The sequence below is a fragment of the Pseudomonas moorei genome (assembly GCF_008801475.1).
GTDB lineage: Bacteria > Pseudomonadota > Gammaproteobacteria > Pseudomonadales > Pseudomonadaceae > Aquipseudomonas > Aquipseudomonas moorei.
Map to the genome: position 1 here is coordinate 351213 of NZ_VZPP01000004.1, position 24981 is coordinate 376193.

General features: G+C 60.9%; 24 protein-coding genes and 1 other RNA gene. 8 read left to right on the forward strand and 17 right to left on the reverse strand.

From position 1 onward, the window contains the following. The first annotated feature begins 79 nt into the window (after positions 1-79). Together F7R06_RS09430 and ffs are read left to right on the forward strand one after the other, a co-directional pair. Positions 80-1246, forward strand: a complete 1167-nt coding sequence (locus F7R06_RS09430) for a zinc-binding metallopeptidase family protein (protein ID WP_090323931.1) — start codon at positions 80-82, stop codon at positions 1244-1246. A gap of 229 nt (positions 1247-1475) precedes the next feature. Then, positions 1476-1572: signal recognition particle sRNA small type (ffs, locus tag F7R06_RS09435), an RNA gene on the forward strand. 185 nt (positions 1573-1757) lie between these two features. On the opposite strand, the gene F7R06_RS09440 is transcribed toward ffs, so the two are convergent. Further along, the gene (locus F7R06_RS09440; RefSeq protein ID WP_090323930.1) at positions 1758-2072 is read right to left on the reverse strand and encodes a helix-turn-helix domain-containing protein; all 315 of its coding nucleotides are present in this window, start codon (positions 2070-2072) and stop codon (positions 1758-1760) included. 289 nt (positions 2073-2361) lie between these two features. Between F7R06_RS09440 and F7R06_RS09445 the strand changes: the two genes are divergently transcribed. Beyond that, on the forward strand, positions 2362-4062 hold the full coding sequence (locus F7R06_RS09445; protein WP_090323928.1) for a putative bifunctional diguanylate cyclase/phosphodiesterase: 1701 nt from the start codon (positions 2362-2364) through the stop codon (positions 4060-4062). 34 nt (positions 4063-4096) lie between these two features. Here the strand turns inward: F7R06_RS09445 and F7R06_RS09450 are convergent, their stop codons facing one another. Beyond that, positions 4097-4849, reverse strand: coding sequence for a substrate-binding periplasmic protein (locus F7R06_RS09450; RefSeq protein ID WP_090323926.1), 753 nt, complete (start codon positions 4847-4849; stop codon positions 4097-4099). Positions 4850-4986: 137 nt separating this feature from the next. Here F7R06_RS09450 and dnaX point away from each other — a divergent pair, with 137 nt between their 5' ends. From dnaX to F7R06_RS09475, 5 genes are all read left to right on the forward strand, one after another. After that, positions 4987-7065 carry a DNA polymerase III subunit gamma/tau gene (gene dnaX, locus F7R06_RS09455; protein ID WP_090323925.1) on the forward strand — a complete coding sequence of 693 codons (2079 nt, stop codon included), beginning with the start codon at positions 4987-4989 and terminating at the stop codon, positions 7063-7065. A gap of 67 nt (positions 7066-7132) precedes the next feature. Beyond that, on the forward strand, positions 7133-7471 hold the full coding sequence (locus F7R06_RS09460) for a YbaB/EbfC family nucleoid-associated protein (protein WP_008028561.1): 339 nt from the start codon (positions 7133-7135) through the stop codon (positions 7469-7471). A gap of 176 nt (positions 7472-7647) precedes the next feature. Continuing rightward, positions 7648-8682, forward strand: coding sequence for an NADP-dependent oxidoreductase (locus F7R06_RS09465; RefSeq protein WP_090323923.1), 1035 nt, complete (start codon positions 7648-7650; stop codon positions 8680-8682). Positions 8683-8753: 71 nt separating this feature from the next. Beyond that, positions 8754-9356, forward strand: coding sequence for a recombination mediator RecR (gene recR / locus F7R06_RS09470; protein WP_057715679.1), 603 nt, complete (start codon positions 8754-8756; stop codon positions 9354-9356). Positions 9357-9492: 136 nt separating this feature from the next. Next, positions 9493-10641, forward strand: coding sequence for an acyl-CoA dehydrogenase family protein (locus F7R06_RS09475; protein WP_090323921.1), 1149 nt, complete (start codon positions 9493-9495; stop codon positions 10639-10641). Positions 10642-10706: 65 nt separating this feature from the next. Here F7R06_RS09475 and F7R06_RS09480 read toward each other — a convergent pair whose 3' ends face one another. From F7R06_RS09480 to ccoO (F7R06_RS09550), 15 genes are all read right to left on the reverse strand, one after another. Further along, on the reverse strand, positions 10707-11255 hold the full coding sequence (locus F7R06_RS09480) for an adenine phosphoribosyltransferase (protein ID WP_090323920.1): 549 nt from the start codon (positions 11253-11255) through the stop codon (positions 10707-10709). A 78-nt stretch (positions 11256-11333) separates the two neighbouring features. Continuing rightward, positions 11334-12068 (reverse strand): fumarate/nitrate reduction transcriptional regulator Fnr, encoded by a 735-nt coding sequence (fnr, locus tag F7R06_RS09485; RefSeq protein WP_090323919.1) that lies wholly within the window; start codon positions 12066-12068, stop codon positions 11334-11336. A 93-nt stretch (positions 12069-12161) separates the two neighbouring features. Next, positions 12162-13544: an oxygen-independent coproporphyrinogen III oxidase gene (gene hemN, locus F7R06_RS09490; protein WP_090327463.1), complete on the reverse strand. Its 1383-nt coding sequence runs from the start codon at positions 13542-13544 to the stop codon at positions 12162-12164. 122 nt (positions 13545-13666) lie between these two features. Beyond that, positions 13667-14350 carry a sulfite exporter TauE/SafE family protein gene (locus tag F7R06_RS09495; protein ID WP_090323917.1) on the reverse strand — a complete coding sequence of 228 codons (684 nt, stop codon included), beginning with the start codon at positions 14348-14350 and terminating at the stop codon, positions 13667-13669. Beyond that, a complete protein-coding gene (ccoS, locus tag F7R06_RS09500; protein ID WP_090323916.1) occupies positions 14343-14561 on the reverse strand; it encodes a cbb3-type cytochrome oxidase assembly protein CcoS in 219 nt (72 codons plus the stop codon). Before ccoS ends, F7R06_RS09495 begins: the two co-directional genes overlap by 8 nt. 23 nt (positions 14562-14584) lie before the next feature. Continuing rightward, positions 14585-17035, reverse strand: coding sequence for a heavy metal translocating P-type ATPase (locus F7R06_RS09505; RefSeq protein WP_090323914.1), 2451 nt, complete (start codon positions 17033-17035; stop codon positions 14585-14587). Positions 17036-17198: 163 nt separating this feature from the next. Continuing rightward, positions 17199-17738, reverse strand: coding sequence for a FixH family protein (locus tag F7R06_RS09510; protein WP_090323913.1), 540 nt, complete (start codon positions 17736-17738; stop codon positions 17199-17201). A gap of 10 nt (positions 17739-17748) precedes the next feature. Then, a complete protein-coding gene (ccoG, locus tag F7R06_RS09515) occupies positions 17749-19164 on the reverse strand; it encodes a cytochrome c oxidase accessory protein CcoG (RefSeq protein WP_090323912.1) in 1416 nt (471 codons plus the stop codon). 336 nt (positions 19165-19500) lie between these two features. Next, complete coding sequence (gene ccoP / locus F7R06_RS09520) at positions 19501-20484, reverse strand: cytochrome-c oxidase, cbb3-type subunit III (protein ID WP_090323911.1); 984 nt, start codon at positions 20482-20484, stop codon at positions 19501-19503. Beyond that, a complete protein-coding gene (locus F7R06_RS09525; RefSeq protein WP_003175465.1) occupies positions 20481-20666 on the reverse strand; it encodes a CcoQ/FixQ family Cbb3-type cytochrome c oxidase assembly chaperone in 186 nt (61 codons plus the stop codon). The genes ccoP (F7R06_RS09520) and F7R06_RS09525 overlap by 4 nt, the downstream gene beginning before the upstream one ends. Before the next feature lie 5 nt (positions 20667-20671). Beyond that, entirely contained in the window at positions 20672-21280 is a 609-nt protein-coding gene (gene ccoO, locus F7R06_RS09530) for a cytochrome-c oxidase, cbb3-type subunit II (RefSeq protein ID WP_090323910.1), read from the reverse strand. Continuing rightward, entirely contained in the window at positions 21280-22722 is a 1443-nt protein-coding gene (gene ccoN / locus F7R06_RS09535; RefSeq protein WP_090323908.1) for a cytochrome-c oxidase, cbb3-type subunit I, read from the reverse strand. The genes ccoO (F7R06_RS09530) and ccoN overlap by 1 nt, the downstream gene beginning before the upstream one ends. Before the next feature lie 483 nt (positions 22723-23205). Further along, positions 23206-24159, reverse strand: coding sequence for a cytochrome-c oxidase, cbb3-type subunit III (gene ccoP / locus F7R06_RS09540; protein ID WP_090323907.1), 954 nt, complete (start codon positions 24157-24159; stop codon positions 23206-23208). After that, complete coding sequence (locus F7R06_RS09545; RefSeq protein ID WP_090323905.1) at positions 24156-24359, reverse strand: cbb3-type cytochrome oxidase subunit 3; 204 nt, start codon at positions 24357-24359, stop codon at positions 24156-24158. Before F7R06_RS09545 ends, ccoP (F7R06_RS09540) begins: the two co-directional genes overlap by 4 nt. 3 nt (positions 24360-24362) lie before the next feature. Beyond that, entirely contained in the window at positions 24363-24971 is a 609-nt protein-coding gene (gene ccoO, locus F7R06_RS09550; protein ID WP_047531409.1) for a cytochrome-c oxidase, cbb3-type subunit II, read from the reverse strand. Positions 24972-24981 lie beyond the last annotated feature (10 nt).

Consider the following 24981-nt stretch of genomic DNA (forward strand, 5'->3'; position numbering starts at 1 on the left):
ATCAGTCCCTTTGAAAGTCACGGGAACGATCGACGGCCAATCATGATCTAGTCTTGGCAAGCCCCAGGGAGAGATCGTCATGTACCGCTACTTCGACCAGCTCAGCTCGCGCATCGCTGCGCCTGTCATCGGCGAAAGCTCACGCAATAGCAAGGTCTGGCCGTGTCGTTGCGGGCAGTCATTGTTCTTTCGCAACAGCCAGTGCCTGGCCTGTTCGGCGGCGTTGGGTTATCACCCTCGGCTCAGTCGTGTCTCTTCATTGCAACCAGGCGCGCAAACTGACACCTGGTTGCTCGACGCCGCCCCTGCCGCCGGCGTGTTCCGTCGGTGTGCCAATCTCGACTCCCCGGCGGCCTGTAACTGGCTGCTGCCCGCCAATGATCGCGATGCCTTGTGCATGGCCTGTAGCCTCAATCGCACCATCCCTGATCTGTCATTGGCCGAAAACCATGAACGCTGGTGCAAAGTCGAAACTGCCAAGCGGCGCCTGATCGCGCAGTTGGTCAGCCTCGGATTGCAGGTCATCCCGAAAACTGTCGACGAGGACACCGGCCTGGCCTTTGACTTTATCGGCGTGAACCTCGAGGGCAAGCCACCGACCACGGGCCATGCCAACGGCTTGATCACGCTGGATATCAATGAGGCCGACGACGCCCATCGCGAACGGGTACGCGTGCAAATGCACGAGCCCTATCGCACCCTGCTCGGGCATTTTCGTCACGAAGTCGGGCATTACTACTGGGACCGGTTGATCGCCGGCCGCGATTGGCTCGAAGCCTTTCGCGGCCTGTTCGGTGACGAGCGCGCCAGCTATGCCGAGGCCCTGGAGCAGCATTATCAGCAAGGTGCGCCACTCGACTGGCAGCAGTTTTACGTCAGCGCCTACGCCACCATGCATCCCTGGGAAGACTGGGCGGAAACCTGGGCTCACTACCTGCACATGATGGACGCGGTGGATACCGCGCTGGGGTTTGGCATGAGTGCCCGGGAAATGGATTTCGACTACCAGCCGTTCCCTTCAAGCACCCTCTATGATCCGCAGCATCCCGGTGCCGAGGCGTTCCTGTCCTTCGTCAATGCCTGGATCGAGCTGGCCGGCATGCTCAATGAACTGTCGCGCAGCATGGGGCAGCCGGATTTTTACCCTTTTGTATTGCCGCCGGCGGTGATCACCAAGCTGCATTTCATTCACCTGGTCATCCAGCGCGAGGGCGGCAGGGCAGACGAGGTGCTGCAGGACCTGTAGGAGCGAGCTCGCTCGCGTAGAACGTGAACGCGACGCTTACCTCCAGGCAACACACGTCACCGTCAACGTCTATCGCAAGCAAGCTCGCTCTTGCACGGGCTGATTTTTATCGTTGGCGCATGTCCTTGACCGGACTGATATTTTTTATCCGAAACCAACGGTTGTAACTTCGCCGCAGATAGGTACAATGGCGCGGCTCGCCGTCAGGTGAGCGTCGTTATGGTGACCCCATCGGTCCCCCCGCAACGATCAGCCGTGAACCCGGTCAGGCCTGGAAGGGAGCAGCCGCAGCGGTGACATTGTGTGCCGGGGTGTGGCTGGTGGGGTTGCCTCCATAACGCACCGCGAGCCCTCTCTCGCGTTATCTATTCGAATACCCTCTTTATTGCGCTGCCATGGATTTTGTCCATTGCGGCTTGTCATCGTTCGTGATTGACAGATCAGGCATAAATAAAAAGGAGGCCGACCTGTCGTACCAGACAAGTCGGCCTCCTTTTTTATTTTTCTGCCACTAAGGCTTGGACAAGGCCTGGTCAACCGCTGCAATCAGCTTTCCCAGGTCCTTTGGGGTGGCTTTATGAATGACTTCGAACAAATACGCCCGCTGTTCGTCTTCATCGCCCAAATCTGCGAAAAAGGCTTTCAGCTTCACGCCCAGCACGTCGGCTAACTGGAACAGGACATCCACGCTGGGGGTATAGGTGCCGGTTTCGAAGCGGCTGATGGTTTTGGGGTCAAAACCGGTTCTTTCGCCAAGTTCAGCCTGAGTAAGCCCCGCGACCTTGCGGTAGCGCCGGATGGCTGGACCCAAACTTGAAATTTGCATTGCTCAATTCCCATTTAGAATCAAGAACTTAACGATAGATTTTTGCATTAGACAACCGCATGATCCATCACCTTGCTTTGCAAAATGTGATGTGTTTCGTAGAATTGCCGGTCAGTTAGGGCTTTCAGTGACCGGTTTTCAGAAGTTTGAATAATGTGAAAAAGCCAGCATGGCACGCGCTCGCACGGTTGCGTACGCGTTAAACCGGCTCTGAAAACCTGCCGAATTTACCATTGTTGACGTTGCTCCCTTAAGCGGGTTCCATCGCCAGCAACAGCGAGTCTGACTCATGGATGAGAAGTACCGCAGGGCGGTCGATGCCGCTGCTATTTTTTCCGAGACCGATCTCTCCGGCCGGATTACCCACGTCAACGATCAGTTCTGTGCAGTCTCCGGCTACAGCCGTGAGGAACTGCTCGGGCAGAACCACCGCATGCTCAATTCGGGCATGCACTCCACCGAGTTTTTTGCCGGCATGTGGCGCACCATCGCCCTGGGTAACGTGTGGAAGGGCGAAATCTGCAATCGCGCCAAGGACGGCAGCCTGTATTGGGTCGAAAGCACCATGGTGCCCTTGCTCGATAACGCCACCGGGCGGGTCGAGCGTTATGTCTCCATTCGTTTCGACATCAGTGAAAAGCATAAACTGCTGCATTCGCTGCAATGGCGGGTCGGGCACGATGTGCTGACCGGATTGCCCAATCGCGCGTATCTCTCGGACATGCTGGACCAGGCGCTGGAGTTCTCGCGCCAGGAGAGTATTCCGCTGGCGGTGTGCATGCTCGATCTCGATGGCTTCAAGGCCGTCAACGATAGCTACGGGCATGCCAGTGGCGATCTGTTGCTGGTGGAAGTGGCCCGGCGCCTGCGCGGCATCGTGCGTGGCGAGGATGTGGTGGCGCGGCTGGCGGGTGACGAATTCGTGCTGATACTGCGTTATGTGCGCGACTTGCCGGACCTGCGTGCGGCGTTGAACCGGGTGCTGGGGATCATCTCGGCGCCGTACTCGCTGCATGGCAAGGACGTCAACGTGTATGCCAGCATCGGCGTCACTCTGTTCCCCCACGACAACGCAGATGCCGAAACCCTGTTGCGCCACGCGGATCAAGCCATGTATGTGGCCAAGCAGAGCGGGCGCAAGCGGTTTCATTTGTTCGACGTGTCACGGGACCGCGAGGGCAGGGCCAAGCACCAGACCGTCGAGCGGGTGCGCCAGGCACTGGCCGCCAATGAAATGCGTCTGCATTTCCAGCCCAAGGTCAACATGCGCCGTGGCGAGGTCGTCGGTTTCGAAGCGCTGCTGCGCTGGGAGCATCCGCAGGACGGCCTGGTGGCGGCGAAGGAGTTTCTGGCGCTGGTTGAAGAGACGGACCTGATCATCGATATCGGTGAATGGGTGATGGATCAGGTGCTGTCGCAACTGGATCGTTGGCAACAGGCCGGGCATGACTGGCCGGTGAGCATCAACATTGCCGCGCGGCATTTCCAGCGGGTGGATTTTGTCGAACGGCTCGCCAGCCTGCTGGCGCGACATGCGCGGGTCGCACCGCAACGGCTGGACCTGGAAATCGTCGAGTCGGTCGCCATCGAGAACATTCAACACGTCAGTGATTGTTTGCGCGCCTGCCAGGCGCTGGGGGTGCAGTTCTCACTGGGCGATTTCGGTACCGGTTATTCATCCCTGAGCTACCTCAAGCGCCTGCGCACCCAAACCATCAAGATCGACAAGTCATTTGTGCGCGACATCCTGCATGACCGCGACGACCTGGCCCTGACCACCGCGGTGATAGGCCTGGCGCGGGCGTTTGGTCGGCAGGTGATCGCCGAAGGGCTCGAAAGCGCCGAGCATGGTGAGTTATTGCTGCAACTGGGCTGTGAAGTGGCGCAGGGCTATTACATTGCCCGGCCAATGCCGCCTGCAGACATACCGGACTGGGTCGCCGGTTTTGTCGTGCCAGCACAATGGCGGGCTCTGGAAGTCAGTCGCTGAATTCTGTGAGAACGAAGGTGCCCGCTGCCACAGGTTATGGGGCGAGTTCGGATCTACCGCCGATGTAGAGCCGAATGATGTCGTCGATCTCGCCGGACATTTTCATGCGCAGCAAGGTGCGCAGAATCCTTTGCACCGGCACCTCGGGGGCGTTGCGCACGTAGCAGCCCACATGCTGGACCTGCAGCACCGCGACACTCTGCAGTTGTTGCTCCGGCATCAGGCGCTGATTGAACCATTCCAGCGACCATTGATTGCTGACGGCATACCGATTGCGTCCCGCCTGGAGCTTTTCCAGCACCTGTTCCTGGTTGCGCGCGTCGTCGCGGTGCAACTGGTTGTTATCGAACAGCGGTTGCAGCGTCGGGTAGCTATAGCCGAGCACGGTGCCGATGGACTGGTGCGATAAATTCGCCGGCGTCACCGAAGCGGGGCCAGGAGGGCGACTGACCAGGATGTCGGGCTGGGTCCAGAGCGGGATGCTCCAGATATAGTCGCCGGACTGGTTTGGCATCCAGGACTGCGCGGCATAGCAGCGGATATCGACTTCGCCCTGTTCCATGGCGCTCTGAACCCGGGTCCGGGGCAATACATGAAACTCCGCCGGGACGCCGACCTGGGTCGCGAGGCTGAGCATGACGTCGTACAGAATGCCCTGGGTCGGCCGCCCACGGTCCAGTTGCAGCATCGGCATCGCCCAACTGTCGGGTACCACAAAACGCAACGGCGCATCGGCGGCCGCTCCGTTCAGGCTGATCAACAGCAGTGCCCCCAAGGCCAACCGCATAAATGCTCCGATGTATCTTTGAAACAAAAAGCCCCCAAAGTGCAGCTTAGCCAGATTAGACGAGCGCACCGGATGCAATTTTGGCCTTGCTCCGCTAGCATTAGCCGCTTCAGCTTCCTTCGTTGCGACGGTTTTCGATGAGTTATCAGGTTCTTGCACGTAAATGGCGTCCGCGCTCGTTCCGCGAAATGGTCGGCCAGACCCATGTGCTCAAGGCTCTGATCAATGCCTTGGACAGCCAGCGGCTGCACCACGCCTACCTGTTCACCGGTACGCGCGGGGTCGGCAAGACCACCATCGCGCGAATCATTGCCAAATGCCTGAACTGTGAAACAGGTATCACTTCAACGCCTTGTGGCGAATGCTCGGTGTGTCGCGAAATCGATGAGGGCCGTTTCGTCGACCTGATCGAGATCGACGCCGCGAGCCGCACCAAGGTCGAGGACACCCGCGAACTGCTCGATAACGTGCAGTACGCGCCGAGCCGCGGACGCTTCAAGGTCTACCTGATCGACGAAGTGCACATGCTCTCCAGCCATTCCTTCAATGCGCTGTTGAAAACCCTCGAAGAGCCGCCACCCTACGTCAAGTTCATCCTGGCGACCACTGACCCGCAGAAACTTCCTGCAACGATTCTCTCGCGGTGCCTGCAGTTCTCCCTGAAGAACATGACCCCGGAGCGCGTTGTCGAGCATTTGACCCATGTGCTGAGCGTCGAGAACGTGCCGTTCGAAGACGATGCACTGTGGCTGCTGGGCCGCGCCGCCGATGGGTCGATGCGTGACGCCATGAGCCTGACCGATCAGGCGATTGCCTTCGGTGAAGGCAAGGTCATGGCCGCCGATGTGCGGGCGATGCTCGGGACCCTCGATCATGGGCAGGTCTACGACGTCCTGCATGCCCTGATTGAAGGTGATGCCAAGGCCTTGCTCGAGGCCGTTCGTCACCTGGCCGAACAAGGCCCGGACTGGAATGGCGTGCTCTCGGAAATTCTCAATGTGCTGCACCGTGTCGCCATCGCTCAGGCCTTGCCTGAGGGCGTCGACAACGGCCATGGCGACCGGGACAGGGTGCTGGCACTGGCCCAGGCGTTGCCGGCCGAAGACGTGCAGTTCTATTACCAGATGGGACTGATCGGCCGTCGCGACTTGCCCCTGGCGCCGGACCCCCGAGGCGGCTTCGAAATGGTGCTGCTGCGAATGCTCGCTTTCCGGCCCGCCGACACCGCGGATGCCCCGAGGCAAACGCTAAAGCCAGTGGGGATCAGCCAGGCCACAGTTGATTCCGCCAAATCCGTGGCTGCCGCGCCCGTTGTTGCGCCGGTAGTCGCTGCGGCAGTTGCACCTCCGGCGCCCGCGCCTGTCGTCACTCCGGTAGCGCCGCCTGAGCCGGTCGCGGTGCCCGAGCCCGAGCCCGAGCCCGAGCCGGTGGTCGAGGCGGTCGTGGTCGAAGAAGTGGTCGACCTGCCGTGGAATGATCCGGTCGAGCCGGCAAACGTTCAGCAGCCTGTCGTCGAGCCGGTACTGGAAACCGCCAGCGAGCAACCGGAATTGCCGCCGATGCCGTTGCCGACGCCCGACAGCGTGGTGCCGGACGCGCCGGAGTGGGTCGCCGCACCGATTCCGGAGCCTTCCGTGGCCGAGGTCGATGCCGCCACACCCGGCATGGATCTGGACGACGAGCCGCCGCTGGATGAGGATTACATCGAGCCGGACATGGATTCCGCCTACAGCTACCTCGACGAACTGGCCAGTGAGCATGCCGCCGAGCCTGCTGCCGAACCGGAGCCCGAGCCTGCCGCCGCGCCGGCCACGGGACTGGCCCTGCAATGGCTGGAACTGTTCCCGAACCTGCCGATCTCCGGCATGACCGGCAGCATCGCCGCCAACTGCACGCTGATCGCCGTTGATGGCGACCATTGGCTGTTGCACCTGGACCCGGCCCACAGCGCCCTGTTCAACGCCACCCAGCAACGCCGCCTCAACGATGCGTTGAATCAGTACCACGGGCGTACTCTGACCCTGACCATGGAACTGATCAAGCCCGAGCAGGAAACCCCGGCCCAGGCCGCGTCGCGCCGGCGTGCCGATCGCCAGCGCGAGGCCGAGGAGTCGATCCATGGCGATCCGTTCATCCAGCAAATGATGCAGCAGTTCGGTGCGGTGATCCGTAACGATACTATTGAACCTGTCGAAGCTCTGGTCAGTCAGGGCTAATAACTGAGGGCGTTCGGTCAGCAAGGCCGGGCGCTGTTTTTATCCAAGTACTTTTGAGGTGATTCCCATGATGAAAGGTGGCATGGCCGGCCTGATGAAGCAGGCACAGCAGATGCAGGAAAAAATGGCCAAGATGCAGGAAGAGCTGGCCAATGCCGAAGTCACCGGTAAGGCTGGTGGCGATATGGTCACCGTGGTGATGACCGGTCGTCACGACGTCAAGCGCGTGACCATCGACCCAAGCCTGGTCGAAGGCCTGAGCGAAGATGACAAGGAAATGCTGGAAGCGGTGTTCGCCGCAGCAGTCAACGACGCTGTGCGCAAAATCGAAGCCAACAGCCAGGACAAAATGTCCGGTATGACCGCTGGCATGCAACTGCCACCGGGCATGAAACTGCCGTTCTGATTTCGTCTTCGGGCGCCAGATGAGCTACAAGAAATGCCAGGCATCGAGCCTGGCATTTTTGTTTCCGGCTTCCCGGGATGGCGTCGACCCGGTAAAACTGAACAATCATCGAACGCGCCACCGCCACAAAGGTCTTCTCCCTAACCACTGAATTCAACGATCAAGGAGACGCTGCCATGTCCGACCCCATGCCCCTCAACCAACGTATCGTCCTGGCCTCGCGCCCTGTCGGCGCGCCAACGCCGGAGAATTTCCGCCTGGAGCGGGTCGCGCTGCCCGAGCTGGCTGACGGACAGGTGCTGCTCAAGACCCTTTATCTGTCGCTGGACCCTTACATGCGCGGGCGCATGAGTGACGCGCCGTCCTACGCCGCGCCGGTGGAAATCGGTGGCGTGATGACTGGCGGCGCTGTCAGCCGCGTCGAGCGCTCGCTCAATCCGAAGTTTCAGGAGGGCGATCTGGTGGTCGGCGCCACGGGTTGGCAGAGCCACAGCATCAACGACGGTCGTAGCATCATGCCTCTGCCGGCGGGTCTGCCGAGCCCGTCGATGGCCCTGGGCGTCCTCGGCATGCCGGGCATGACCGCATACATGGGATTGATGGACATCGGCCAGCCCAAGTCCGGCGAGACGCTGGTGGTCGCGGCCGCGTCGGGTGCGGTCGGCTCGGTGGTCGGGCAGGTGGCGAAGATCAAGGGCCTGCGTGTGGTGGGCGTGGCCGGTGGCGCCGAAAAGTGCCGCTATGTAGTCGAAGAGTTGGGCTTCGATGCCTGTATCGATCACAAGAGCCCGACCTTCGCCGATGAGCTGGCCCAGGCCTGCCCCAACGGCATCGATATCTATTATGAAAACGTCGGCGGCAAGGTATTCGACGCGGTCGTGCCACTGCTCAATCCCAAGGCGCGGATTCCGCTGTGTGGGCTCATTGCGTCGTACAACGCCAGCGAGGCGCCGAGCGGCCAGGATCGCCTGCCGCAATTGCAGCGCACACTGCTGACCAAGCGCGTGCGAATTCAAGGCTTCATCGTCTTCGACGATTACGGTGACCGTCAGCCGGAATTTGTCAGCGCCATGGCGCCGTGGGTGCGCGATGGCAAGATCAAGTTCCGCGAAGACGTGGTCGATGGTCTGGAGCAAGCGCCCGAGGCATTTATCGGTCTGCTGGAAGGACGCAACTTCGGCAAGCTGGTGGTTCGGGTCGCCAAAGACTGACGCCGCAATTTGACGCTAATCAGAGGCGCGGGTATAAACCGCGTCTCGTTGTTTTGTCGGATTTTTCCCCCATGAGCTTCAGCCCTTTGATTCGCCAACTGATCGATGCCCTGCGAATTTTGCCAGGTGTCGGTCAGAAAACCGCCCAGCGCATGGCGTTGCAGTTGCTCGAACGTGATCGCAGCGGCGGCTCGCGCCTGGCACTGGCCTTGAGTCAGGCCATGGAAGGCGTCGGTCATTGCCGTTTGTGCCGCACCCTGACTGAAGATGACCTCTGCCCGCAGTGCGCGGACACCCGCCGTGACGACACCTTGCTCTGCGTGGTGGAAGGGCCGATGGATGTCTATGCCGTGGAGCAGACCGGGTTTCGCGGTCGCTACTTCGTGCTCAAGGGCCACCTGTCGCCACTCGACGGGTTGGGGCCTGAGGCCATCGGCATTCCGCAGTTGATGGCGCGGATCGAGGAGGCGGGTACGTTTACCGAAGTCATTCTCGCCACCAACCCGACGGTGGAAGGCGAAGCGACCGCCCATTACATCGCCCAGTTGCTCAGCAGCAAAGGCCTGATCGCCTCGCGCATCGCCCATGGCGTGCCGTTAGGTGGCGAGTTGGAGCTGGTGGATGGCGGGACGCTGGCGCATTCGTTTGCCGGGCGTAAGCCGATCAGCTTGTAATGTGTGTCGTTTGGGGTGACGCCATCGCGAGCCTGCTGGCGATAGCGTCGCCTCGGTCCCCTTGATTCACACAATCCTGTTGAAAACCAAGCAAGCGCTCGGTTAACGTCGGCGAACCCTTCAGTGGAGTTCGCCGATGTCTGCCTTTCAGGAATACTTCGACCCCAGCCACCAATTGGTCCGCGACAGCGTCAGACGTTTCGTCGAGCGCGAGATTCTTCCGGACATTGACCAGTGGGAAGAAGCTGAAAGCTTCCCCCGCGAGCTCTACCTCAAGGCCGGTGCGGCGGGCATCCTAGGCATCGGTTACCCCGAGAGCCTGGGAGGTAGCCACGAAGGCGATCTGTTCGCCAAGGTCGCCGCCAGCGAAGAGTTGATGCGCTGTGGTTCGGGTGGCCTGGTGGCGGGGCTTGGCTCGCTGGACATCGGCCTGCCACCGATTCTCAAGTGGGCCAGGCCTGACGTCCGTGATCGGGTTGTGCCACAGGTGTTGTCTGGCGAGAAAATCTGCGCCCTGGCCGTCACCGAACCCGGTGGCGGTTCCGATGTTGCCAACCTGCAAACCCGTGCCGTGCGTGACGGCGACGTTTACCGGGTCAGCGGCAGTAAAACCTTCATCACCAGTGGCGTGCGCGCGGATTTCTACACAGTCGCGGTGCGAACCGGTGAGCCGGGTTTCGCCGGCATCAGTCTGTTAATGATCGAAAAGGGCACGCCCGGTTTCAGCGTAGGGCGTCAGTTGAAGAAAATGGGGTGGTGGGCGTCAGACACTGCTGAATTGTTCTTCGATGATTGCCGGGTGCCCGTAGGCCATTTGATCGGCGGCGAGAACATGGGCTTCGCTTGCATCATGGGCAACTTCCAGAGCGAGCGCCTGGCCCTGGCCTTGATGGCCAACATGACGGCCCAGCTGGCGCTGGAGGAAAGCCTGAAATGGGCACGGGAGCGTGAGGCCTTTGGCAAGCCCATCGGCAGGTTCCAGGTGATCAAGCACCGCCTCGCCGAAATGGCCACGGCACTGGAAGTGTCGCGCGAATTCACCTACCGCCAGGCCGCGAAAATGGCCGCGGGGAAGAGTGTGATCAAGGAAATTTCCATGGCCAAGAATTTTGCGACGGACACGGCGGATCGCATCACCTCGGACGCGGTGCAGATTCTGGGTGGCATGGGTTACATGCGCGAAAGCCTGGTGGAGCGGTTGTACCGGGATAACCGGATACTTTCGATCGGCGGCGGTACGCGGGAAGTGATGAACGAGATTATCAGCAAGCAGATGGGGCTCTGAGGCTTGCGGTGTAACGACTGACGCCATCGCTGGCAAGCCAGCGATGGCGTCAGTGCAGGCGCCGCTTACCTGTCCGTCAGCGCAAACTGCGTCAGGCAGAACGTCGGAATCCCCATGTCTTCCAGGCGCTGCGAACCGCCCAGCTCCGGCAAATCAATGATCGCCGCCGCTTCATGCACCCGTGCCCCCATGCGCCGAATCAGGTTCGCCGCAGCAATCAGGGTGCCGCCGGTGGCGATCAGGTCATCGAACATCACCACCGAATCGCCTTCGCAAAGACTGTCCGCGTGCACTTCGAGGAAGGCTTCCCCGTATTCGGTCGCATAGCCTTCGGCCAGCACATCGGCGGGCAGTTTGCCTTGCTTGCGGAACAGCACCAGCGGCTTGTTCAACTGATAGGCCAGCACCGAACCGATCAGGAAACCACGGGCATCCATGGCGCCGATGTGGGTGAAGTCAGCCTCGACGTAACGGTGGGCGAAGCTGTCCATCACCAGGCGCAGGGCCGTGGGCGACTGGAACAGCGGGGTGATGTCGCGAAAAATCACCCCCGGCTTGGGGAAGTCGATCACGGGGCGAATGAGGGATTTGATGTCGAAGGAGTCGAAGGCCATCGTCAAGGTGTCCTGGCAGGGCTGCAAACGGCGAAGTATACCCGCGGCTGAAAGGGTTCGCTCAACCGCGGATCGAGATCAGCCGTCGATGGAGCCGCCGGCCAGCGCACAGAGCTGGATCGGATCGAGAATCTGGATCTCCTTGCCTTCAGCGGCGATCAGTTCGTTCTGCTGGAAGCGCGTGAACACCCGCGACACGGTTTCCACCGCCAGGCCCAGGTAATTGCCGATTTCATTGCGCGACATGCTCAGGCGGAACTGGTTGGCCGAGAAACCACGGGCACGGAAACGTGCCGACAGGTTGACCAGGAAGGTCGCGATGCGTTCGTCGGCCGTCTTTTTCGACAACAACAGCATCATCTGCTGATCGTCACGAATCTCGCGACTCATCACCCGCATCAGCTGGCGGCGCAGCTGCGGCAGTTGCAGGGCCAGTTCGTCGAGGCGTTCGAAAGGAATCTCGCACACCGACGTGGTTTCCAGCGCTTGCGCCGACACCGGATGTTTCTCGGTGTCCATGCCCGACAATCCAACCAGTTCACTCGGCAAGTGGAAACCGGTGAGCTGTTCTTCGCCGGCATCGCTCAGATTGAACGTTTTCAGCGCACCGGAGCGTACGGCGTAAACGGAGTCAAAGGTGTCACCCTGGCGAAACAGAAACTCGCCCTTTTTCAGCGGGCGGCCACGTTTGACGATTTCGTCCAGGGCATCCATGTCTTCCAGGTTCAGTGAAAGTGGCAAACACAGCGGGGCCAGGCTGCAATCCTTGCAATGGGCCTGATTATGAGCGCGCAACTTTACTGGCTCAGACATTTCTTCAATCCTTGTGGGAAAACACGCATAAGACGTAAGGGTAACCCACCGAAGGACATTGAGGCCAGCGTACGGCGGATTTGCCGTAAGGGCTTAGATCACACGGGAAAACCGTTGGCGATTGTGATGTTCCAGATACGCATCAAAAACCATGCACACCGAACGCACCAGCAGGCGGCCGGCAGGCAGTACGGTGATCCTTTCACTGTCGAGTTCGATCAGGCCATCCTTGGCCATGCTCTGCAACTGAGGCCAAAGTTCGCCGAAATAACCCTGAAAATCGATATTGAAGTCGCGCTCGATCTGGGCGAACTCCAGGTTGAAAGTGCAGATCAGTTGCTGAATGACCGCACGCCGCACCCGATCATCGGCGTTGCACAGCAGGCCGCGGCTGGTGGCCAGTTGTGAAGAGGCCAAAGCGTTCTGGTACTGATTCAGGTCGCTGCTGTTCTGGCAGTACAGGTCGCCGATCTGGCTGATGGCCGACACGCCCAGCCCGATCAAGTCGCAATGCCCGTGGGTGGTGTAGCCCTGGAAGTTGCGTTGCAGGGTCGATTCTTCCTGGGCAATCGCCAGTTCATCGTCGGGCAGGGCGAAGTGGTCCATGCCAATGTAGCGATAACCGGCAGCGGTCAGTTGTTCGATGGTGCGCTGCAGCATTTCCAGCTTCTGCGCCGGTGTCGGCAGTTCGTTGCTGTTGATCCGTCGCTGCGGCAAGAAGCGCTCCGGCAGGTGTGCGTAGTTGAATACCGAAAGACGATCCGGTTGCAGGTTGATGACTTCTTCGACTGTGCGGGCGAAGTTGTCCGGGGTCTGTCTCGGCAGGCCGTAAATCAGGTCGATGTTGATCGAACGAAACTGCAGGGTGCGAGCGGCGTCGATCACCGCGCGGGTTTCTTCGAGGCTCTGCAGCCGATTGACGGCGCGTTGCACCGCCGGGTCGAGGTCTTGCAGGCCGATGCTGACGCGGTTGAATCCCAGCTCACGCAGCAAGCCCATGGTCGACCAGTCGGCCTCGCGTGGGTCGATCTCGATGCCGTAGTCGCCGGAATCGTCGTCCAGCAAATTGAAGTGTTTGCGCAAATGCGCCATCAGCTGGCGCAATTCATCGTGGCTGAGAAAGGTGGGCGTGCCACCACCGAAGTGCAGTTGCTCGACTGTTTGCGCGGGGTCGAGGTGGCAGGCGATCAACTGGATTTCCTGCTCCAGGCGCTGCAGGTAGGGCAGGGCGCGGCCACGATCCTTGGTGATGACTTTGTTGCAGGCGCAGTAGTAGCAGATGTTGGCGCAGAACGGCACATGCACATACAGCGACAGCGGGCGCTGGGCCTTGCGGCTGTCGCGCAGGGCGTGAAACAGGTCGAAGGTGCCAACCTGGCTATTGAATTGTACGGCGGTCGGATAGGAGGTGTAGCGCGGTCCCGCCAGGTCATAACGGCGGATCAGATCGGTATCCCAACGAATGGCGTCGAGCATCATGCGGGCGTTCCCCCGGATAGGCTGGCAGTACCGGCGAGTCTAGGGTCTGCGTCGTTGAGGCATCTTGATTTGCGTCAAGGGTCAGGATTCGTGTTGTCGTTGCGGCCCTCATCGCCGATCTAATGCCCCATGAGCCAATGCTGATGCGGCCCCGGCAAGGTCCAGATGCCGAACAGTATCACCAGCAATCCTCCCGCCATGCGCACGCTGCGCTTGCGCAACAGCGCCGTCACCCGCTCGGCCGCCAGCCCCGTGGCGAGCAGCACCGGCCAGGTGCCCAACCCGAACGCCAGCATCAGCAACGCACTGTCGAGCGCATTCCCCTGACTGGCGGACCACAACAAGGTGCTGTAAACCAGGCCGCACGGCAACCAGCCCCAGAGCGCGCCCAACAGCAGCGCACGGGGCACGCTCGACACGGGCAACAGTTTGTTGGCAACCGGCTGGATATGCCGCCACAGGCCGCGCCCGAGGCTTTCGATGCGGGTCAGGCCGCTCCACCAGCCCGCGAGGTACAGGCCCATCGCGATCAACAGCAAACCGGCGAGCACCCGCATGAACATCGCCGCCGGACTGTTGGCCACCGCCCAGCCCGCCAGACCGATCAGCAGGCCGGCGGTGGCATAGCTGAGAATTCGCCCAAGGTTATAAGCCAGCAGCAGGCGAAAGCGTCGGCTGCGCTGTTCCTTGGGGATCGCCAGGGTCAATGCGCCCATCAGGCCGCCGCACATGCCCAGGCAATGACCGCCACCGAGCAGACCCAGAATCACCGCCGACACCAGCAGTGGCGCCAATTCAAGCATGGGGCGGTGCCTTGTCGTCGGGGTTGGCGGCATGACTGCCGGCTTCGTCGACTGCGGCGGTGTGGTTCGGATCCTGGTCGTCGAACAGGATGCTGTGGGCCGGGCCGTCGAGGTCGTCGTACTGCCCGCTGTCGACCGCCCAGAAGAAGATGTAGACAGCGATGGCCACGATCAGCAGGGCAGCCGGGATCATCACGTAAAGAGCTGGCATCTGGACTCCATGCCCGTTGCGGCTCAGGCCGGCAGCGGACGGGTTTGTGGCGTGCTGCTGGTGGCGGGCGCGCTCGGCAGGCGAGTCAGGCGCAGCGCGTTCAGCACCACGGTCAGGGAACTGATGGACATACCGACCGCGGCCCATACCGGAGTGATCCAGCCGAGGGCGGCGAACGGCAGCATGAGGCCATTGTACAGCCCGGCCCACAGCAGGTTCTCGATGATTACCCGACGGGTGCGCCGAGCCAGGCTGAAGGCCTGCACCAACGCGTCGAGTCGATTGGACAACAGCACCGCGTCCGCACTGGTTTTCGCCAGATCGGTGGCCGAACCCATGGCCACGCTGATGTCGGCAGCAGCCAGCACCGGTACGTCGTTGACCCCGTCACCGAGCATCAACACTTTGCGACCTTGCTGGTGCAGCTGTTGCAGGACTTGCAGTTTGTCGTCCGGGCGCAAGCCGCCGCGGGCTTCGTCGATACCGAGTTCGGCGGCGACACTGGCGACCATCGGCGAGCTGTCGCCCGACAGCAGCAAGGTGCGCCAGCCACGCGCCTTGCAGGCATCCAGCAGGGCGCGGGCATCGGCACGCAAGCGGTCGTCGAGGACCAGCCACGCCAACGGCCCCTGGCTATCGCCGAGCAACAGCCATTGCCCGGCTTCATCCGGCATCGACGGCAGGGTGGCGCCACTGAGTTCGCAGACAAAGCCGGGTTGCCCAATGCGCAAACGCTGTTCGCCGACCCGTCCTTCGAGGCCGAGGCCGGGCGTGCTGTGCACGTCTTCGGCGGCCAGTGGCGCACGACCAAAGGCGCGGGCAATCGGGTGTTCGGAGCGGTTTTCCAGCGCGGCGGCGAGGCTCAGGCATTGATCGCTGTCGAGGACGCCGAGGGGGCGGATCGAGCGCAGCGTCAGGCGTCCTTCGGTGAGGGTGCCGGTCTTGTCGAAAATCACTGTATCGATCTGGTTCAGGCCTTCGAGCACATGGCCGCGCGTCAATAACAGCCCCAGCTTGTGCAACGTGCCGGTGGCCGCGGTGAGCGCCGTCGGCGTGGCCAGGGACAGGGCGCATGGGCAGGTTGCAACCAGCATCGCCAGGACAATCCAGAATGCCCGCGACGCATCCAGCTCCCACCACAGCAAGCCGATCGCGGCGGCGGCGATCAGTGACAGCAGGAGGAACCATTGCGCCGCGCGGTCGGCGATTTCCGCCAGTCGCGGCTTTTCGGCCTGAGCGCGGTCCAGCAGGCGGACGATGGCGGACAGACGAGTGTCCTGACCCAGGGCCTGGACTTCCACGGTCAACGCACCTTCGACGTTCAGGGTGCCCGCGGTAACTGCATCGCCTGTGGTCCTGGCCTGCGGCAGGTATTCACCGGTGAGCAGCGATTCGTCGATGCTCGACTGGCCTTCGAGGATCTTGCCGTCGGCCGGGAGAACCGCGCCGGGGTGCACCAGCACCTGGTCACCGACGCGCAGTTCGCTGAGCAGGATGCGTTCGCTCTGACCGTCGGCACTCAGGCGCAGGCACGAGGCCGGTAGCAGATTGACCAGCTGTGCGGTGGCGGCGGCCGTGCGTTCCCGGGCGCGACGTTCCAGATAACGCCCCGCCAGCAGGAACAGCGCGAACATGCCGACGGCGTCGAAGTACAGCTCACCCACGCCGGTGATCGAGGTCCAGATGCCGGCGATGTAGGCACTGCCAATGGCCAGCGACACCGAAACGTCCATCGTCAGGTGGCGAGTGCGCAGGTCGCGCATGGCCCCTTTGAAGAAGGGCGCGCAGCTGTAGAACACGATCGGGGTGGTGAGGAACAGCGCAACCCAGCGCAGGATCGTGTGCAGCTCCGGGCTGAGGTCGATGTTGAATTCCGGCCAGGTGGCCATGGTCGCCATCATCGCCTGGAACCACAACAATCCGGCGACACCCAACTGACGCAGGGCCAGACGGTTTTCGCTGGCCAGTTGTTCGCTGGCGCGGTCGGCCTGATAGGGGTGGGCGGCGTAACCGATGTGGCGCAACTCGCCGAGCACCTGACTGAGTGGCAATTGGGCATCGGCCCAACGGACGTGCAGGCGATGGTTGGACAGGTTCAAGCGCGCTTCGGCCACGGCCGGCAGCGCACGCAGATGTTTCTCGATCAGCCAGCCACAGGCGGCACAACTGATGCCTTCCATCAACAGCGTGGTTTCGGCGAGTTCGCCTTCGTGGCGGACAAAGGGTTGCTGCACATCCGCGCGGTCGTACAGCGCGAGTTCGTCCACCAGTTGCACCGGTAGCGCTTCGGGGTTGGCCGACGCTTCGCTGCGATGCTGGTAATAGCTTTCCAGTCCACCGGCGACAATCGCCTCGGCCACCGCCTGACAGCCCGGGCAGCAGAACTCGCGGGTTTGCCCCAGGACCGCCGCGGTGAAACGGCTGCCGGCCGGGACGGGCAGGGCGCAGTGGTAGCAGGGGATTGGGGTGGTCATGTCGGTCGTTATGAAAACCAATGTGGCGAGGGAGCTTGCTCCCGTTCGGCTGCGAAGCAGTCGTAATGCTGAATACTCGCAATTTCTGAAAAACGGGTCCGCAGGTTTCAGGGGCGCTTCGCACCCCAGCGGGAGCAAGCTCCCTCGCCACACAGAAGGTTTGTTATTTTTTCAGGTCTTCCGCGCCTTGCAGTGGCTCGTCACCGAGCAGCAGATCCTTGTCATGGCTGACCAGTTCTTCTTCGAACAGGCGCCATGTGTGGTCATCCTGGGTGCCGAGCAATTCGACAAAGCGCCGGCCTTCGATCTTGTCGCTCAACTGGCCGATATAGCGACCCTGTTCGGTTTCACTGCGGGTCAGGACAATCTTGCGGTCCTTTTCCGGCTGGGTCGGCGAGATCAGGTTCAGATCCACGGTTTTCGGCTGGCTGTTGCCGCTCAAGCGCAGGTCGACTTCCCCCGTCACGTCATCCAGGTGAAGGTTGGCACGCATCTTTAGCGTCTGCGCCAGCAGTTCACGGTCGAGGGAACGGTTGATGCCTTTGCCGGCCTCGTAGTAGTTGTCGTTGACCAGGTTGTCCGGGTGGTTCACCGCAATGGTCACCATGGACAGGGTCAGGGTCACCGAGCAAGTCAGAATCCCGATGATGATCCACGGCCAAAGGTGCTTGTACCAGGGGCTTGCGGCGTTTGCTGCGGGCATGTTCAGTCTCTCAACGATTTTGGGGGCCGATGAATCGGCTCTTGGCTTCTACGTGGATGCTGGCGTCATCGGCATCCTTGAGGATGAATTTCACCTCGTTGGTGCTCGACGGCAGGTGTTCTGGCGCCACGGACAGTTCGGCCGGCTGGCTGATGATGTCCCCGGCCGCCACCTTGATCTCGCGCCGGCCTTGCAACTTCAGGTCCGGCAAGCCGGTGGCTTCCAGCACATAGGTGTGGTCGCGCTGATCCTTGTTCATGATCTTCAGGCTGTAGACGTTTTCGATCCGCCCTTCGGCGTTTTCACGGTACAGCACGCGGTCCTTGCTGACGTCGAAACCCACCAGCGAACGCATGAAAAACGCAGTGACCAGCAAACTGATCATCGCCAGCAGCACCACGGCGTAGCCGATCAGGCGCGGACGCAGTTTATGGGTTTTCTGCCCGGACAGGTTGTGCTCGGTGGTGTAGCTGATCAGGCCGCGCGGGTATTCCATCTTGTCCATGATGCTGTCGCAGGCATCGATGCACGCGGCGCAACCGATGCACTCGATCTGCAGGCCGTCGCGAATGTCGATGCCGGTCGGGCAGACCTGAACGCACATGGTGCAGTCGATGCAGTCGCCCAGGCCCTGGGCCTTATAGTCGACGCCTTTTTTGCGCGGGCCACGGCTTTCGCCACGACGTGGATCGTAGGACACGATCAGCGTGTCCTTGTCGAACATCACGCTCTGGAAACGTGCGTACGGGCACATGTAGATGCACACCTGCTCGCGCAACCAGCCGGCATTGCCGTAGGTGGCGAGGGTGAAGAAGCCGACCCAGAAATACGACCAGCCATCGGCTTCGCCGGTAAAGAAGTCGATTACCAACTCACGGATCGGCGAGAAGTAGCCGACGAAGGTCATGCCGGTTACAAAACCGATCAGCAGCCACAGGGCGTGCTTGCTGAATTTGCGCAGAAACTTGTTGGCGCTCATGGGCGCCTTGTCGAGCTTGATGCGCTGGTTGCGGTCGCCTTCGGTGACCTTTTCGCACCACATGAAAATCCAGGTCCAGACGCTCTGCGGGCAGGTATAGCCGCACCAGATCCGCCCGGCGTACACCGTAATGAAGAACAGGCCGAAAGCGCTGATGATCAAAATGCCCGAGAGCAGGATGAAGTCCTGCGGCCAGAAGGTCGCGCCGAAAATAAAGAATTTGCGCTCCGGCAGGTTCCACCAGACGGCCTGATGGCCGCCCCAGTTCAACCAGACCGTGCCGAAATACAACAGAAACAAAAAGGCGCCGCCCATCATTCGCAAGTTGCGGAACAGGCCGGTGAACGCACGGGTGTAGATTTTTTCTCGAGAGGCGTAGAGATCGACGCTGTTGTTCGCGTTTTTGTTGGGCGGTGTGACGTCGTGTACCGGAATCTGGTTGCTCATCATTGCATCCCACGGCAGTGGAAAAATGCCTCGGTCAGTGCGTGCCGACCGCGGTCAAAGAGAGGTGTTGCAGTGGCGCAATGATACGCCTGTCGCTCTAGCCCAAGGGTGCGACCTTTGGTCGCGTTGGGTGAAATTCACAGATGGTGTAGCGAATGTAACAAAACATGATGCAGGTCAATTGACATGTGCAGTATAGCTGTCCGGTCGTGGGGTGGTGACAACGTCAGCCCCTGGCGCGGCAACAGGGGCTGTGTGATCGGGATCTTGTCTTGCGGTTAAAAAAAAAGACCCCGTCAAATGACGGGGTCCTTTGTGTTGCGTCCAGCGTTCGCCTTACTGAGCGTCCGCCGCCGGAGCCTTCTCACCGTGAGACAGGCTGTAGACGTAAGCGGCCAGCAGGTGAACCTTGTCGTTACCCTGCAGTAGCTCTTGCGCAGGCATCTGGCCCTGACGGCCGTAGCGGATGGTCTGCTGCAGTTGAGCGAAGCTCGAACCGTAGATGAACGCGGCAGGGTGGGTCAGGTTGGGGGCGCCCATTGCCGGGGTGCCTTTGCCTTCCGGACCGTGGCAAGCCACGCAGTTGGCCGCGAACAGTTTCTGGCCGGCAACCGGGTCAGCCTTGGTGCCTTCCGGCAACTTGCGGCTATCGAGGTTGGTCACCACGAACGCGGCAACGTCGGCAACGCCTTGTTCGCCAATCACTTCAGCCCACGCCGGCATGACCGCGTGACGGCCGCCCATGATCGTGGTCTTGATGGTTTCCGGCTCGCCGCCCCAGCGCCAGTCGGCGTCGGTCAGGTTAGGGAAGCCGTAAGCGCCTTTGGCGTCGGAACCGTGGCAAACCGAGCAGTTGGAGGCGAACAGGCGGCCACCCATCTTCAGGGCTTGCGGGTCCTTGGCGACTTCTTCGATCGGCATGGACGCGAATTTGGCGAAGATCGGGCCGAACTTGGCGTCCGACTTGGCCATTTCCTTTTCCCACTCGTGAACGCCGGTCCAGCCAGTCTGGCCGTTGGCGAACGCGGTCTGCTTCTCGTTATCCAGGTAGTTGTAACCCGGCAATAGCCCCTTCCAGTTGCCCAGGCCCGGGTACAGCACCAGGTAGCCCAGGGCGAAGATGATGGTGCCCACGAACAGCATGAACCACCATTTCGGCAGCGGGTTGTCGTACTCCTCGATCCCGTCGAAGGAGTGTCCAACCGTCTCTTCGGTCGCCTCGGTGCGCTGGCCCTTGCGGGTCGACAGCAGCAGCCAGGTCAGGGAAAAGATCGTACCGAGACTGAGGACTGTGACGTACAGACTCCAGAATGTAGTCATTCTTTGTTACTCCTAGAAGCTTGCTCGACGTGCTTGATGGCTTCGGGATCATCCGCGAAAGGCAGCAAGGTCGCGTCTTCAAACTCCGACTTGCGCTTGGGGCTGAATACCCACAAGGCCAGACCGATAAAGGCAACCATCACGACAACGGTGCCCAGGCCACGAATCATCCCGATATCCATTTAGATCACCGTTTGCTTTTGATGATGGTGCCCAGGCCTTGCAGATAGGCCACCAGCGCGTCCATTTCGGTTTTGCCCTTCACAGCATCCTTGGCGCCGGCGATGTCTTCGTCGGTGTAAGGGACGCCGAGCGTGCGCAAGACTTCCATTTTCCGGGCAGTGTCCTTGCCGTCGAGCTTGTTTTCCACGAGGAACGGGTAGGCCGGCATTTTCGACTCGGGCACGACGTTGCGCGGGTTGTACAAATGCGCACGCTGCCAGTCATCGGAGTAACGACCGCCGACGCGGGCCAGGTCCGGACCGGTACGCTTGGAGCCCCACAGGAACGGGTGATCCCAGACGCTTTCACCGGCCACCGAGTAGTGACCGTAACGTTCGGTCTCGGCGCGGAACGGACGGATCATCTGCGAGTGGCAGCCGACGCAACCGTTGGCGATGAAAATGTCACGACCTTCCAGTTCCAGCGCCGGGCGAGGCTTCATGCCTTCAACCGGCTTGTTGGTGACGTCCTGGAAAAACAGCGGAACGATCTGGGTCAGGCCGCCGACGCTGACGGCGATAACCATGAAGAAGGCCAGCAGGCCAATGTTCTTCTCGACTGCTTCATGCTTCATCAGTGAGCTCCAACTACAGCAATCTGTTCGGCGGCTTCAGCTTCAGCCGGGTTCGAGGCGCGTACGGTACGGAATACGTTGTAGGCCATGAACAGCATGCCGGTGGCGAAGAATGCACCGCCCAGTGCGCGGACGATGTAACCCGGGTGGCTGGCTTGCAGTGCTTCGACGAACGAGTAGGTGAGGGTGCCGTCATCGTTGATTGCACGCCACATCAGGCCCTGGGTGATGCCGTTGACCCACATCGAAGCGATGTACAGAACGGTACCGATGGTCGCGAGCCAGAAGTGCGCGTTGATCAGGCCGGTGCTGTGCATCTGCGCACGACCGAACAGTTTCGGGATCATGTGGTAGATCGCGCCGATCGAGATCATCGCCACCCAGCCCAGGGCACCGGCGTGTACGTGGCCGATGGTCCAGTCGGTGTAGTGCGACAGCGAGTTCACGGTCTTGATGGCCATCATCGGGCCTTCGAAGGTCGACATGCCGTAGAACGCCAGGGACACGACCAGGAAGCGCAGGATCGGGTCGGTGCGCAGCTTATGCCAGGCGCCCGACAGGGTCATCATGCCGTTGATCATGCCGCCCCAGCTCGGAGCCAGCAGGATGATCGACATGGCCATGCCCAGGGACTGGGCCCAGTCCGGCAGCGCGGTGTAGTGCAGGTGGTGCGGGCCGGCCCAGATGTACAGGGTGATCAGTGCCCAGAAGTGCACGATGGACAGGCGATAGGAGTAGATCGGACGTTCGGCCTGTTTCGGCACGAAGTAGTACATCATCCCCAGGAAGCCGGTGGTCAGGAAGAAACCTACGGCGTTGTGGCCGTACCACCACTGGATCATCGCGTCCGTGGCGCCCGAGTAGGCGGAATAGGACTTGAAGAAACTGACCGGCAGGGACGCGTGGTTGACGATGTGCAGCATCGCGGTCACGACGATGAAGGCACCGTAGAACCAGTTGCCCACATAGATGTGCTTGGTCTTGCGCTTGACGATGGTGCCGAAGAACACCAGGCCATAGGTAACCCAGACAATGGCCAGCAAAATGGCCAGCGGCCATTCCAGCTCAGCGTATTCCTTGGTGGTGGTGTAACCCAGCGGCAAGGTAACGATGGCACCGACGATCACCGCTTGCCATCCCCAGAAATGGAAGGCAGCGAGGCTGTCGGAAATCAGTCGCGTTTGGCAGGTTCGCTGCACGACATAATAAGAAGTGGCAAACAGTGCACATCCACCGAAGGCGAAAATCACCAGGTTGGTGTGCAACGGGCGCAGGCGTCCAAAAGTCGTCCACGGCAGACCGAAATTCAATTCCGGCCATACGAGCTGTGAGGCGATGAAGACACCGAGCCCCATGCCAAGGATCCCCCAGACCACCGTCATGATGGCGAACTGGCGGACTACCTTATAGTTATAAGCAGTCGGACTGATTGCTGTGCTCATTCTAAGGTTCCACGGTTTGGGTGTTTTATTAGGATTAAAAATCGGCCGCAAGTATGTAGAAAGCAGGGGGTCATTGCAACGCGCCATGACCTGGATCAATGCTTTCAAATGTTGATTCTGCGGCCTTTCCATGCGCCGCGTAGGGACAAAATTGCACACCGGCAAAATGTCCCGCCGGACTAAATGGGCGAGGGGGTCAGGTCACATGTAACGGGGTGTGTTCAAACGCAAGGATCAGGTGACCGATGGCAATTCGCGCGACAGCCGGTATCTACCAGCCTTTGCGGCCTGTCATCGAGCTGAATCCGTCGAACACATCGGTTAGGGTCGACCTGGAACCGGTACTTGCCAGTCCGCATCGGAGCAAGCTTAGACCCGAATCTGGCGAACCGAAAGGAAGACTGAATGAGGGTGCGACAATGGGTCGCAAAGGGGCAGGAAGCTGCCGCATTCCGGAGAATGCGGCAGTAGAGCGGTCACCGATTACTCGGCTTTGCCTTCAGCCTGCAAGCGCTCGGTGCCGGCAGCGTGCGACAGGCTGTACACATACGCCGCCAGCAATTGAACCTTGTCGTTACCGAGCAGTTCGCTTTGCGCTGGCATATGGCCCTGGCGACCATGGCGGATGGTTTGTTGCAACTGCGCCAGGCTTGTACCGTAGATAAAACCGGCCGGGTGCGTCAGATTCGGCGCACCCATGGCTTCAGTGCCCTGGCCGTTTGCCCCGTGGCAGGCTACGCAGGTGGTGCTGAACACTTGCTGTCCGGCTTGCAGATCCGCACCGCTGTCGGCGGCCAGCGGCAGGCCGGCCAGTTCATGGCGCACGTAAGCCGCGACGTTTTTCACCCCGGCTTCACCGAGGATTTCACCCCAGGCCGGCATCGCCGCCATGCGTCCACCCATGATGGTGGTCTTGATGGTGTCGGGGGTGCCGCCCCAGCGCCAGTCGCGGTCTGTCAGGTTGGGAAAGCCGAACGCGCCCTTGGCATCCGAGCCGTGGCATACCGAGCAGTTGGAGGCAAACAGACGGCCGCCCATTTTCAACGCTTGCGGATCCTTGGCCACGTCTTCCAGTGGCATGGCGGCGAATTTGGCGAAGATCGGTCCGAACTTCGCATCAGCCCTGGCCATTTCCTTTTCCCATTCGTGCGCACCGGTCCAGCCGTTTTCGTAGCCGGGCAGGATGCCTTTCCAGTTGCCCAGGCCCGGATAGAGGATCAAGTAGCCGACGGCAAACACCAGGGTGCCGGCGAACAGCATGAACCACCACTGCGGCAACGGGTTGTCGTACTCCTCGATGCCGTCGAAGCTATGGCCCATGGTCTGGTCGACGCTGCCCTTGGTTTCACCCTTGCGAGTGCCGATCAGCAGCCAGGTCAGGCCGATCAGGCTGCCGATGGTCAGTACGCAGATCCACGTACTCCAGAAGGTGGTCATGGCCGGGTACTCCTTGTTGCGGATTCTTGGGGGGTGACACTGTCGGGTTGTGGCTCGTCGGCGAACGGCAACAGGCGCGCTTCGGCGAACTCCGGATTGCGCTTGCTGTTGAACACCCAGAGCGTCAGGCCGACGAAAGCCACGAACACCACGACCGTGCCCAGGCCGCGAATCATTCCACTGCTTATTTCAAAGACCATGGCTCACCTCTTGCTCTTGATCGCAGTGCCGAGCACTTGCAGGTAGGCGACCAGGGCATCCATTTCCGATTTGCCCTTGAGCGATTCGGTCGCGCCGGCGATGTCTTCGTCGGTGTACGGCACGCCCAGGGTGCGCATGGCGCGCAGCTTGGTTTCGGTGTGGCTGCTGTCGAGCGCGTTGGCCACCAGCCATGGGTAGGCCGGCATCTTCGATTCCGGCACGACGTTGCGCGGGTTGTACAAGTGCGCGCGGTGCCAGTCATCAGAGTAACGTGCGCCGACCCGCGCCAGGTCCGGGCCGGTGCGTTTCGAGCCCCACAGGAACGGGTGGTCCCAGACACTCTCACCGGCCACCGAGTAGTGCCCATAGCGTTCGGTCTCGGCACGGAACGGGCGGATCATCTGCGAGTGGCAGCCGACGCAGCCTTCGCGGATATAGAGGTCGCGGCCTTCGAGTTGCAGCGCGGTGTAGGGCTTCATGCCTTCCACCGGTTTGTTGGTCACGTCCTGGAAGAACAGCGGGACGATCTGGGTCAGGCCGCCGATGCTCACGGCAAAGATCATCAACAACAGCAGCAGGCCGACGTTTTTTTCGATTGTTTCGTGTTTCATGGCGGACTCC

What these genes read in the sequence shown, in the direction of transcription:
- F7R06_RS09430 (WP_090323931.1), top strand. Translation starts at nt 80, where the DNA reads ATGTACCGCTACTTCGACCAGCTCAGCTCGCGCATCGCTGCGCCTGTC.
- F7R06_RS09440 (WP_090323930.1), bottom strand. Translation starts at nt 2,072, where the DNA reads ATGCAAATTTCAAGTTTGGGTCCAGCCATCCGGCGCTACCGCAAGGTC.
- F7R06_RS09445 (WP_090323928.1), top strand. Translation starts at nt 2,362, where the DNA reads ATGGATGAGAAGTACCGCAGGGCGGTCGATGCCGCTGCTATTTTTTCC.
- F7R06_RS09450 (WP_090323926.1), bottom strand. Translation starts at nt 4,849, where the DNA reads ATGCGGTTGGCCTTGGGGGCACTGCTGTTGATCAGCCTGAACGGAGCG.
- dnaX (WP_090323925.1), top strand. Translation starts at nt 4,987, where the DNA reads ATGAGTTATCAGGTTCTTGCACGTAAATGGCGTCCGCGCTCGTTCCGC.
- F7R06_RS09460 (WP_008028561.1), top strand. Translation starts at nt 7,133, where the DNA reads ATGATGAAAGGTGGCATGGCCGGCCTGATGAAGCAGGCACAGCAGATG.
- F7R06_RS09465 (WP_090323923.1), top strand. Translation starts at nt 7,648, where the DNA reads ATGTCCGACCCCATGCCCCTCAACCAACGTATCGTCCTGGCCTCGCGC.
- recR (WP_057715679.1), top strand. Translation starts at nt 8,754, where the DNA reads ATGAGCTTCAGCCCTTTGATTCGCCAACTGATCGATGCCCTGCGAATT.
- F7R06_RS09475 (WP_090323921.1), top strand. Translation starts at nt 9,493, where the DNA reads ATGTCTGCCTTTCAGGAATACTTCGACCCCAGCCACCAATTGGTCCGC.
- F7R06_RS09480 (WP_090323920.1), bottom strand. Translation starts at nt 11,255, where the DNA reads ATGGCCTTCGACTCCTTCGACATCAAATCCCTCATTCGCCCCGTGATC.
- fnr (WP_090323919.1), bottom strand. Translation starts at nt 12,068, where the DNA reads ATGTCTGAGCCAGTAAAGTTGCGCGCTCATAATCAGGCCCATTGCAAG.
- hemN (WP_090327463.1), bottom strand. Translation starts at nt 13,544, where the DNA reads ATGCTCGACGCCATTCGTTGGGATACCGATCTGATCCGCCGTTATGAC.
- F7R06_RS09495 (WP_090323917.1), bottom strand. Translation starts at nt 14,350, where the DNA reads ATGCTTGAATTGGCGCCACTGCTGGTGTCGGCGGTGATTCTGGGTCTG.
- ccoS (WP_090323916.1), bottom strand. Translation starts at nt 14,561, where the DNA reads ATGCCAGCTCTTTACGTGATGATCCCGGCTGCCCTGCTGATCGTGGCC.
- F7R06_RS09505 (WP_090323914.1), bottom strand. Translation starts at nt 17,035, where the DNA reads ATGACCACCCCAATCCCCTGCTACCACTGCGCCCTGCCCGTCCCGGCC.
- F7R06_RS09510 (WP_090323913.1), bottom strand. Translation starts at nt 17,738, where the DNA reads ATGCCCGCAGCAAACGCCGCAAGCCCCTGGTACAAGCACCTTTGGCCG.
- ccoG (WP_090323912.1), bottom strand. Translation starts at nt 19,164, where the DNA reads ATGAGCAACCAGATTCCGGTACACGACGTCACACCGCCCAACAAAAAC.
- ccoP (WP_090323911.1), bottom strand. Translation starts at nt 20,484, where the DNA reads ATGACTACATTCTGGAGTCTGTACGTCACAGTCCTCAGTCTCGGTACG.
- F7R06_RS09525 (WP_003175465.1), bottom strand. Translation starts at nt 20,666, where the DNA reads ATGGATATCGGGATGATTCGTGGCCTGGGCACCGTTGTCGTGATGGTT.
- ccoO (WP_090323910.1), bottom strand. Translation starts at nt 21,280, where the DNA reads ATGAAGCATGAAGCAGTCGAGAAGAACATTGGCCTGCTGGCCTTCTTC.
- ccoN (WP_090323908.1), bottom strand. Translation starts at nt 22,722, where the DNA reads ATGAGCACAGCAATCAGTCCGACTGCTTATAACTATAAGGTAGTCCGC.
- ccoP (WP_090323907.1), bottom strand. Translation starts at nt 24,159, where the DNA reads ATGACCACCTTCTGGAGTACGTGGATCTGCGTACTGACCATCGGCAGC.
- F7R06_RS09545 (WP_090323905.1), bottom strand. Translation starts at nt 24,359, where the DNA reads ATGGTCTTTGAAATAAGCAGTGGAATGATTCGCGGCCTGGGCACGGTC.
- ccoO (WP_047531409.1), bottom strand. Translation starts at nt 24,971, where the DNA reads ATGAAACACGAAACAATCGAAAAAAACGTCGGCCTGCTGCTGTTGTTG.